The 8834-nt window shown below is 45.4% G+C and carries 10 protein-coding genes; 1 reads left to right on the top strand and 9 read right to left on the bottom strand.

Annotated elements, in window-relative coordinates; translation table 11 throughout:
* Positions 1–132: 132 nt before the first annotated feature.
* Positions 133–213: a type I toxin-antitoxin system SymE family toxin gene (locus tag LG003_RS11175; RefSeq protein WP_240000799.1), complete on the top strand. Its 81-nt coding sequence runs from the start codon at positions 133–135 to the stop codon at positions 211–213.
* A gap of 144 nt (positions 214–357) precedes the next feature.
* On the opposite strand, the gene LG003_RS11170 is transcribed toward LG003_RS11175, so the two are convergent.
* The 9 genes from LG003_RS11170 to LG003_RS11130 all read right to left on the bottom strand — a co-directional run.
* A complete protein-coding gene (locus LG003_RS11170; RefSeq protein ID WP_262980734.1) occupies positions 358–534 on the bottom strand; it encodes a hypothetical protein in 177 nt (58 codons plus the stop codon).
* A 163-nt stretch (positions 535–697) separates the two neighbouring features.
* Positions 698–1063, bottom strand: a complete 366-nt coding sequence (locus tag LG003_RS11165; RefSeq protein WP_262980733.1) for a hypothetical protein — start codon at positions 1061–1063, stop codon at positions 698–700.
* 139 nt (positions 1064–1202) lie between these two features.
* Positions 1203–1805 (bottom strand): hypothetical protein, encoded by a 603-nt coding sequence (locus LG003_RS11160; RefSeq protein WP_262980732.1) that lies wholly within the window; start codon positions 1803–1805, stop codon positions 1203–1205.
* A gap of 22 nt (positions 1806–1827) precedes the next feature.
* Entirely contained in the window at positions 1828–2466 is a 639-nt protein-coding gene (locus LG003_RS11155; RefSeq protein ID WP_112878119.1) for a hypothetical protein, read from the bottom strand.
* Complete coding sequence (locus tag LG003_RS11150) at positions 2456–3277, bottom strand: HNH/endonuclease VII fold putative polymorphic toxin (RefSeq protein WP_262980731.1); 822 nt, start codon at positions 3275–3277, stop codon at positions 2456–2458. Before LG003_RS11150 ends, LG003_RS11155 begins: the two co-directional genes overlap by 11 nt.
* Before the next feature lie 212 nt (positions 3278–3489).
* On the bottom strand, positions 3490–3942 hold the full coding sequence (locus LG003_RS11145; protein WP_262980730.1) for a hypothetical protein: 453 nt from the start codon (positions 3940–3942) through the stop codon (positions 3490–3492).
* Positions 3939–4748, bottom strand: coding sequence for a hypothetical protein (locus tag LG003_RS11140; RefSeq protein WP_262980729.1), 810 nt, complete (start codon positions 4746–4748; stop codon positions 3939–3941). Before LG003_RS11140 ends, LG003_RS11145 begins: the two co-directional genes overlap by 4 nt.
* Positions 4749–4983: 235 nt before the next feature.
* A complete protein-coding gene (locus LG003_RS11135) occupies positions 4984–5211 on the bottom strand; it encodes a hypothetical protein (RefSeq protein ID WP_112878120.1) in 228 nt (75 codons plus the stop codon).
* Positions 5208–8834: hemagglutinin repeat-containing protein (locus tag LG003_RS11130; RefSeq protein ID WP_262980728.1), on the bottom strand; the 3627-nt coding region annotated here is incomplete at its 5' end. The genes LG003_RS11135 and LG003_RS11130, both read right to left, overlap by 4 nt.

Raw genomic sequence — 8834 nt, 5'->3', positions numbered from 1 at the left:
TACTGATATAGTCAGAAGTTTTGAATAATTTAACCTTGATATGATAATCCGGTATATAGTGTTTATACCGGATTTTTTCTTATTTTTGGTAAGGTTCCTTGTCTTTCTCTTCTGCATCTTAAGGGCAACTGGTTGGAAGAGGCGGGCTTTATGACCGGGCAGTCGGTGCAGATCAGCATTGAGCACGGGTTGTTTGGTTATCCGGCTTATTGAGAACAGTTGATGGCTAAAGGGAAGATCCCAGCGTTGGCTGGGATCTTCACGTCGTTTATACAATTTTAATTAGCAAAGTCTCACATTTTACTCTGCTTCCTGTTCTATTTTATAACGGGCTGATTCTTCCTTTGCTAATTCTAGCTACTCATCAAAATTATTAAGATTCCTTCTATCTTCCCATCCAGTTGACGCAAAAGCATGGATAAAAAATATTTTTGGATCACCAGAGATATCAGAACTATCAAAGCAAGCAATATCATCAGAATAAGATACTTTTGCAAATGGCACGAGTTGTCTCTCTGGATATTGCGCTTTCATTTCAGACAACCAGTATTTAGCGAATTTTTCAAATTCGCATAAAAACTACCAAGGTTCTAAATCCAAAATAGATTCTTTATTTACTATTTCCAAATAAAGAAGATGGAAAACTAAATCCTTCTGGTAGTTCTTCTATTGAATATAAGTAACATGTCATAATGGATTAATCCTTTGATTTTCCAGTAATTCTAGGAAGCTCATCGGAACCATCGGGGTTACTCTTACTAAACCCGCCAGTTTGTTTATTTATCCTTCCGGTGATTGCCTCTCCCCATGTTTTAGGCTCAAGTCCCCTCCTAGGATCAGAGAATCTGATTTCATTAGGGTTAAATGTCGATATATTACCTGTTGTTCCTTTCGCTGCATTCCCAGTTTGGCTATGTGATGTTTTCGTGGCTTCCGCTTGGGCACCTTTATCAGCATTAGCCTGCTGGCTTTGGTCTGAATTGATAACTTTTGCATCTGCTTTACTAATTCCGTCTGCAACTCCGGACGCTGCCGCAATTCCTGCCCGCCCCATAATCTTCACGATTTCCTGGGTCGTCTCTTCTGATCTGCCGGTGACGTGGGCACGATGAAGCACTAAATTGCGGGATGCATCAATAAAGTAAGGTTGTAATAAATAACGATGCAATAGTGGATAGAGTCAGGAAAAACAATTGTAGATTTCATTTCTTACTCCAGTTTTTGTTTAACTTATCTTCTATTGTACTGCCCGCAACTTCAGAGCTTATTGCACCAGAACCTGCACCAATGACTTCAGCAACAGTTCCTGATACTACAGGTTTAAATTTATCAGTAACTACTTTACTGGTCCTTGCATCTATTACGTTACCAATACCTGCACCAATTGCAGGGGACAAAGGATCTTTCCCTTGCAATTTAGCACCTGCATACGCACCAGTAATACTCGCCACTTCTGTAAACCAAAACCCTTTGCCCTGCGTTACCGCCCCCGTTCCAGTAGCTATCAGTGCATCAGTAATGTTCACTGGACCATTTGTAAGCTGATTACTAATGTTGGCCTTTCCACTAATTACACCTCCAGCAAAAATACTTCCTACAGTTGCTCCTGATGGTAGCAACAGTGGTGGTGCTACTGTGGACATTCCAGCCCCCCAAGCGACTAACAATCCTCTTACCGGATCTTGTCCTTCCGGGTGATCCCCTTTGGCATGTTTTGACAATGCCGCTGAAATCTCTTGAGGGGATTTACCTTCATTTAACATAGCGATAGCCAGATTTGATGCTGACCGACCGTAATCCGCCATCCCTTTGGGTAAGCTAAGTGCATTATTGTCCGTAGTAATTTTTTGTTAGAGAAGAAATAGTTTCATGCTTTCCCAGTGCAATAATCTCACAGCCAGGATCATCAAACGCACCTAATATCATTAAAACGATACCACCATGTTGCCAAATAAAACTGGCCCAATCTGAAACATGTTGAATCTGCGTTATATCTAACTTTTCATAAACATCTTCGTTAGGAATAAGTGCCAAATATGTTTTCTTTTCAGTTAATACTAACTTTGCGGCTGCTTTTAAATCGGAAAGATAAAAATAGCATAATCCTGATAAACTTAAGCCTTGTGAGGACTGAACCATAACATTCTGTTTTTTTAACGCAAACTCTATATCATTGCTTCTTGATTTTAATAACCCCCAAGTTTGTTTATATCGAATAATAGATGTATCCGGTTGAACGCCAGATAGTTCTATATATAAATAAATAGAACTTCTATCATTATAAAACTCCAACATTTTTACCATTTTCGTAAAAAGTGGTACAAAACCTTCTTCACGATTTACATTTAGTAGCTCCCAGCTTACTGCTTCAATATCCTCTGTTGTAATAAATAAGGAATTAAAATCAGTAATATCATTATCTTTACGGATATCAGCAGCATATCTAACTATCATATTAATAGTCATAGTGATTCCCTTTTTCATCATTAAAGTGAGGTCCTCTATTTTGAGGATCATTTACTCCAAAATCATGTCCTTTAGCATCGTCCCTAATTTGTATTGTTTGAGTTCCGCCTCCTGCTTTAGGAACATCAAATTCATATATTTTTCCAGGTTGGAGCTTCCCACGCTTATCAATATTTGGCAATACTCTATCAGGATGTTTTCCAACAGGAATTCCTGAGCGACGTTTTGCTTCATTAAGTGCACCAGACCTACCAGCTCCTACAGGAGAATAGTTTTCTGGTTTTTCTCCTTTGGTCTGATAAATAAAATCATCTTTCGTTGGCCCATCAGGAATTGGTGTCACTGTCGTATTACCACCTACATCCGGCTTACCTTCCGTATTGCCGGTATGATTTGGCGTAATACCAGACCGATTCTCCTCATTGCCTGTATGGTTCGGTATACTACCCGGCTCTAACTGTTGGTTTCCACCTGTATGATTAGGGTATTTCCTGATATCACCGGACTGATCACCGCCAGTATGTGTTGGCAGATCAGTTGGATTAGCAACTTGAATGTATTTATTCTGAAGTGTATTTAGGTAACTCTGTGTAATTTCATCATTTCCCATCATCTGAAGCATGATCAGATGGTCTAAGTCTTCTGAAGAAATCTTATCAGCAATTTCCTTTGCCACTATTCCGGTTATACCCGCCTTAACACCTATCTCCAGGACTTTCTCCGCTACTTTGGCTTGGCATGGGGCAGCTATTGCACACCCTTCCGTTACCAGTTTACCTAAGAAATTATTGTCAGCAACAACGCATTCCATTGCGAAGTTGACCGCCCGCCGAACACCGATTTTTCCCGTGTACTCAGTCAGTTATAACCTATTTTTCCCAGCGCGGTTTGACGCCCGGTCAACAACGCCCTGACGCGACTTTTTAGCCTGTAAGCCACTTTTCTCAGACGTAATAAACTACCCCTTTAAATGCCGGATGATTGTCTAACATTTGGGGACAGTTCACAAATCCGGGATCTTTATTAGTGTAGTATATGGGTGAAAAGATCATCAATATCAATCAAGTATCGCCATTCTCCCTTATTTGTATATAAGGATAATTCATAATTTTCACCTGATTTTCCAATATATATTTCAGGGAAATTAACACCTCGTGCAGCGAATTTAAAACAATGGCTTGCTCGATACTCGAACATCATATCTATAAGACTTTCATTATCCACATCTATTTTTTCGTAAAATTCATGTATGTAATAAGCAATAGAGTCAATACTACAATTATGATCAGGTAGATCAACATAGCGGATATTAGATTCATTATCTTTCATCCATAAAATAAACTCAGACACGTTGACTTTCCCATGAAAAATAGAAAATCTTTCTTTATCTTTATATAAAAAAAGGCTAATAAGCTTACCTTCATCATATGATGATATTTCATCCAATAATACAATTCTTAATTTATACATCATCATTTTCCTTTAATCATTTTATTATACTCAGATTTACTGATAGCACCTCTAGAGAGAAATTCTCGTAGTACTTTCGGAGGGGCTTCGTTGCCAGGTATTGGATAACCATGCCAACCACCGGCATTGTCTGGCTGAAACTCATATAATTTTCCGTCAGCTATACCATAACGTTGCTTTCCACCTTGAATAGAATTATTCAAAACTTCTTGGGCTTTTGAATTAGTTAAGTCCATTGGTGTGCTCCAACCTCCAAGAGCATGTTTAGGGCTAGGGACGTATTCATTACTATCAGATAAATAGATTAGCTCATCTTTCGTTGGCCCATCAGGAATTGGTGTCACTGTCGTATTACCACCTACATCCGGCTTACCTTCCGTATTGCCGGTATGATTTGGCGTAATACCAGGCCGATTCTCCTCATTGCCTGTATGGTTCGGTATACTACCCGGCTCTAACTGTTGGTTTCCACCTGTATGATTAGGGTATTTCCTGATATCACCGGACTGATCACCGCCAGTATGTGTTGGCAGATCAGTTGGATTAGCAACTTGAGTGTATTTATTCTGAAGTGTATTTAGGTAACTCTGTGTAATTTCATCATTTCCCATCATCTGAAGCATGATCAGATGGTCTAAGTCTTCTGAAGAAATCTTATCAGCAATTTCCTTTGCCACTATTCCGGTTATACCCGCCTTAACACCTATCTCCAGGACTTTCTCCGTTACTTTGGCTCGGCATGGGGCAGCTATTGCACACCCTTCCGTTACCAATTTACCCAAGAAATTATTGTCAGCAACAACGCATTCCATTGCGAAGTTGAGCGCCAGATACCGATTTTTCTAAGGCATCCAGTCAGTTATCATCAAGCTTTTCCTTGTACGCTTCAATACCCGGTCAACAGCGCCCCGACGCGACTTTTTACTTTATAAGTCACTTTCTTAATTAGCACGATCGCTGATAACTAATTATCAGGCCGGAAGATCACTCCCTGAGCTAACGATTAACAGTAAGATCTCTCCCGGTTCAGCGGGTCGGGATTTACATCTATGATAACCACTTTTTAAACTGTTCCAGAATAAAATCATACGCTTCTTCTTCTGTTAAAAACGAAGAAAGAATAGAAGGTTGATCTCTTTCAACATAATAAACAGTCCATTGCCCCTTTTCTTTAACGACACAAGTACAATCGTTATTTTTCAATGTACCTAAAGAATAGCTACTGGGATGAATGTTCAGTATATTTAACTGAGCTATAAGTTCTTCACTTGTCATTTATTATTTACCTTCTGTATGTATTCGTTATCCAAGTACCATTGAACCGATTTAGGTAATTCATATTGCGTTCCTTTTCCTTTTTGACCAAACCAAGGCAATATATTTGACTTTGGTACATCAGGTATCGGTTTAACAACTTTATATTGGAAGTATGGTTTTGTAGTTTCATAAGACGGAGGTAATGCTCTGTTCTCAAATGGTACACCAACTGGTGACACAAAGTTACCTCCAGGATGTCCATATCTATCAACAATTGTTCCTGCTGGTAACGTCACTTTTTCAACCGGTCCATAAGCGCCTCGATTTGGCGGCCAAATTCCAAGCGATTCCTGAACTGTCCCTTCCGCTTTACTAAATTTACCAAAATTAGAAGACTTGTTTGATTTTTGACTTGCTATAACATTCCCTTTGACATGTTCAGCTAACAAATCTCCGTTTCCATTAACCACTTCTGTCGACTGATATTTACTCAAAGACAGATACGCCTTTGCTGCCGCAAACTGTATTAACTTCGCTTCACTGTTAGGTATCCCACCGGCAACAATTTCCGCCGCTTTCTGTGGCGTCATCTGCTCATTTGACAACACGACATCCAATGGAACGCCAAAGAAGTTGCCCCATGCAATGATCAAACCTTTTGCCGGGTCCTGACCATCAGGGACTTGTCCTTTTAAGTAGTGAGTTAAGGCTGCGTTTATTTCTTCGGGTGTTGCCCCGGATTGGGCCATTTTTTGAGCCAGTGAACCTGCGCCTTCAAAATGTTTAGCACCTTCGGAACCAAACAGACGTCCCATGCTAAGGGCATTATTGTCAGCCGCATTCTTCCCGGCTTGGGCCCCGGTAACGGCGCTCCCGGTAGAGTCACCGGCAATGCCGCCTGCCAGCCCGGCCGCCAGGGTAGAAAGGGTGCTGATAGTCTGTTTCTGCTCCTCCGTTAACTCACTGACTTTTGCCCCGTCGCCGTAAAGCTGCTTAATCAGTACCTGAGCGGCCAGCTCACCGGACGTGGCACCGGCTGCTCCTGACAAGGCATTGTTACCACTCACCTCCGCCGCCACCGCGCCTAAAATCGCATGGGCCAGCGTGTTGGTGGCGATATCCACCTGATGGGTTTGCGGGTCAGTAGTCAGTTCTTTAATCACCCCGGCCAGATACGGCGATGCGCCGCCGGCCAGCGCCTGACCAAGATTGTTCCCCGCCAGCCCCTGAATCGCTGCCGTAGCCGCCTGTAACGCTTTTTGATATTTGCCGCCGGTCCCCAGGCCGGAGTCATTCAGCGCCTGCGTGTAAGCGGTGTCATAAATTTGTTTATTGATATCCTCCAGAGTCGGGTGTTGATTGCCTGCGTTGATCAATTTTTCTTTGGCATCAGCTTGGTCCTGTTCACTGATATGATTGAGTTTCGCTTTCGCCGCTTGGGTAGCGATAATTTTCCCTTCCGTCCCGGCTATCTCGGTCATCTGGGCGCTGAGTTCGCCAATCAGTTGCGCCTGTTTCAGCCGCTGCTGTTCTTTTTCCTTATCAAATATCGGACTCAAGACATTGGCCGCATTATCGGTATCACGGCTTAAGTTCGCGATATCCTGCGTTTGGTGCGCTTTGTCCCGAATAATCAGGTTGCCGTCACTGACCGCGGCATGCGTGATACTGCTGTCATGGCCCTGATTATTTGAGCCTGTCAGCGCATTGACCGCCAGATTATTCAGCACCTGACCGGTGGTTGGTTGACCGAGGCTGACGCCCGCACTCTGCTGTTCGACAGTAAAGTCCGCTTTATTTTGAATATCTTTAAAACCCAGAGTTCCGGTGTTGAGGGTGTTTTTGGCTTTGTCAGCTTGACTCGCTATCACCGCACCGTCCAGTTGGGTGTGGTCGCCGACGTTAACCTGATAGCCGCCTTTACCGGCAAACAGCCCGGTCTGCTCCTGCACCGAATCGTAATTGCTGTGCAGTTTGTTGCGGCTGGCACTGAGGCTTGCTGTACCGTTGGTGAGGGGCCCTACGGTGGTACTGACGCCCGCGCTGGCGTTGTGTTGCTGGCTGTCATAGCGGTTACTGTCCTGCTCGCTACTTAATGCCAGGTTACGCTTCACCGTCGTCGTAATCTGTTCGCCGCTGACTTGTGCCCCTTTCAGCGTGGTATCCCGGCCACTGTTGAGGGTAATGGTCTGTCCTGCGTCTAACGTGGTGTTATGGTGGCTGACACCGTTGCCGTTTTCACGGCCGTTGCCCCGACTGACATTGGCCGAGACGTTCAGACCGGTGCCTCCGGGGCCGGCGGTCAGGCCCACGCCTAGCGAGCTGCCGTGGCTGCTGTTTTTGCCAGTAGTCTGTTCGGTGTTCTGGCTGGACGAGAGCGTAATATCCCGATTCGCGTTGAGTTTCAGGTCTTTGCCCGCCTGTAATTGGCTGCCCTGAATGTGGATATCGCCGTTCGGGCCGGATGTCCCTTTATCGTCACCGTGCGCCGTTATCGTGAGGTTATCCCCGGCAGTGAGATGGCTGCCCTGTTGGGTGGTCTGACGATACTGCTGTTCTGAACGAGAAGACTGGCGACCGTAGGACAGGCTAACCCCGGCCAGGGTGTTATTGCCTTTGTCATCACTGCCCTGAGCCTCCGCCAGTCGGCCAGCCTGCACCGCTTGCACTCCGCTGAGGGCCGCTTTGGTGTTTTGCAGGGCTTTCACTCGCGGGTCATTTTCATTGCGGGCGGTTCTGGCTGTTTGCACCGCACTGTTGACGGCCCCGCCAGCGGCACCACTCAGCGCCACCGTTAAGCCGCTCTGTTTTTGTTCGGTTTTTGTCGTGGTGTGATGGCGGTTTTCCGCACTGGTGACCGCGACCTGTTGACCGGTCAGCGTCAGGTCTTTACCGGCAATCACTTCACTGCCGTGAACCCGGAGCTGTTCCCCTGCGTTGAGCGTCACATTGCCCTGACTGCTGCCGACCGTGCTGCCTTGGTTAAGCTGGCTGTCACTGTCGGTGGTGACTTTCTGGCTGGCTTTGCCAACGGTAAAACCAATCCCGCCCGTGCCCATCAGGCCGGATTTTTTCTCCTGCCGTAAATGGGTTTCATTGTGCGCTTCCGCGGCGGTGGTGACGGTGAGTTGCTGACCGGCGCTCAGGCTGACATCCTGCGTGCCCGCGACATGGCTGCCGCTGATATGCAGGTCTTTTCCGGCCTGTAGATTGACCTTATCGCCGCTGAATGTGGTACTGAGCGCCTGCCGGTCATGCACTTCGTCGTGGGTTTCCACTGACGACTTGGACAGCCAGCCTTTACTGGTTTGTTTACTGTGCTCCACTAAATCGGATGAGGCGGTACCGGTGGTCAACGTCAGGTTATTTCCGGCCTGCGCCGTCAATTGTTGACCGGCATTGACGTGGGCGGCGGTGGCGGTCAAATCTTGCCCGGCTTGCAGGGTCACATCACCGGCGCCGGTTATCTGGCTGCCGATATCCTGTTGTTGGGTCAGATGGCGGTAGTTCTCTTTTCCCCAGTCGCCCTGCTCTGTGCGGTGTGTACTTAAGGTATCCAGCGTCAGGTTACGGCCTGCGGTTATCTCGGTGCGACCGTCTTTACCGGCGTTTTTGACGTCACTGGCGGTTAATTGCACATT

The sequence above is a fragment of the Photorhabdus kleinii genome, from assembly GCF_025384885.1.
Classification (GTDB): Bacteria; Pseudomonadota; Gammaproteobacteria; order Enterobacterales; family Enterobacteriaceae; genus Photorhabdus; species Photorhabdus kayaii.
This window is presented reverse-complemented; position numbering and strand designations above follow the sequence as displayed.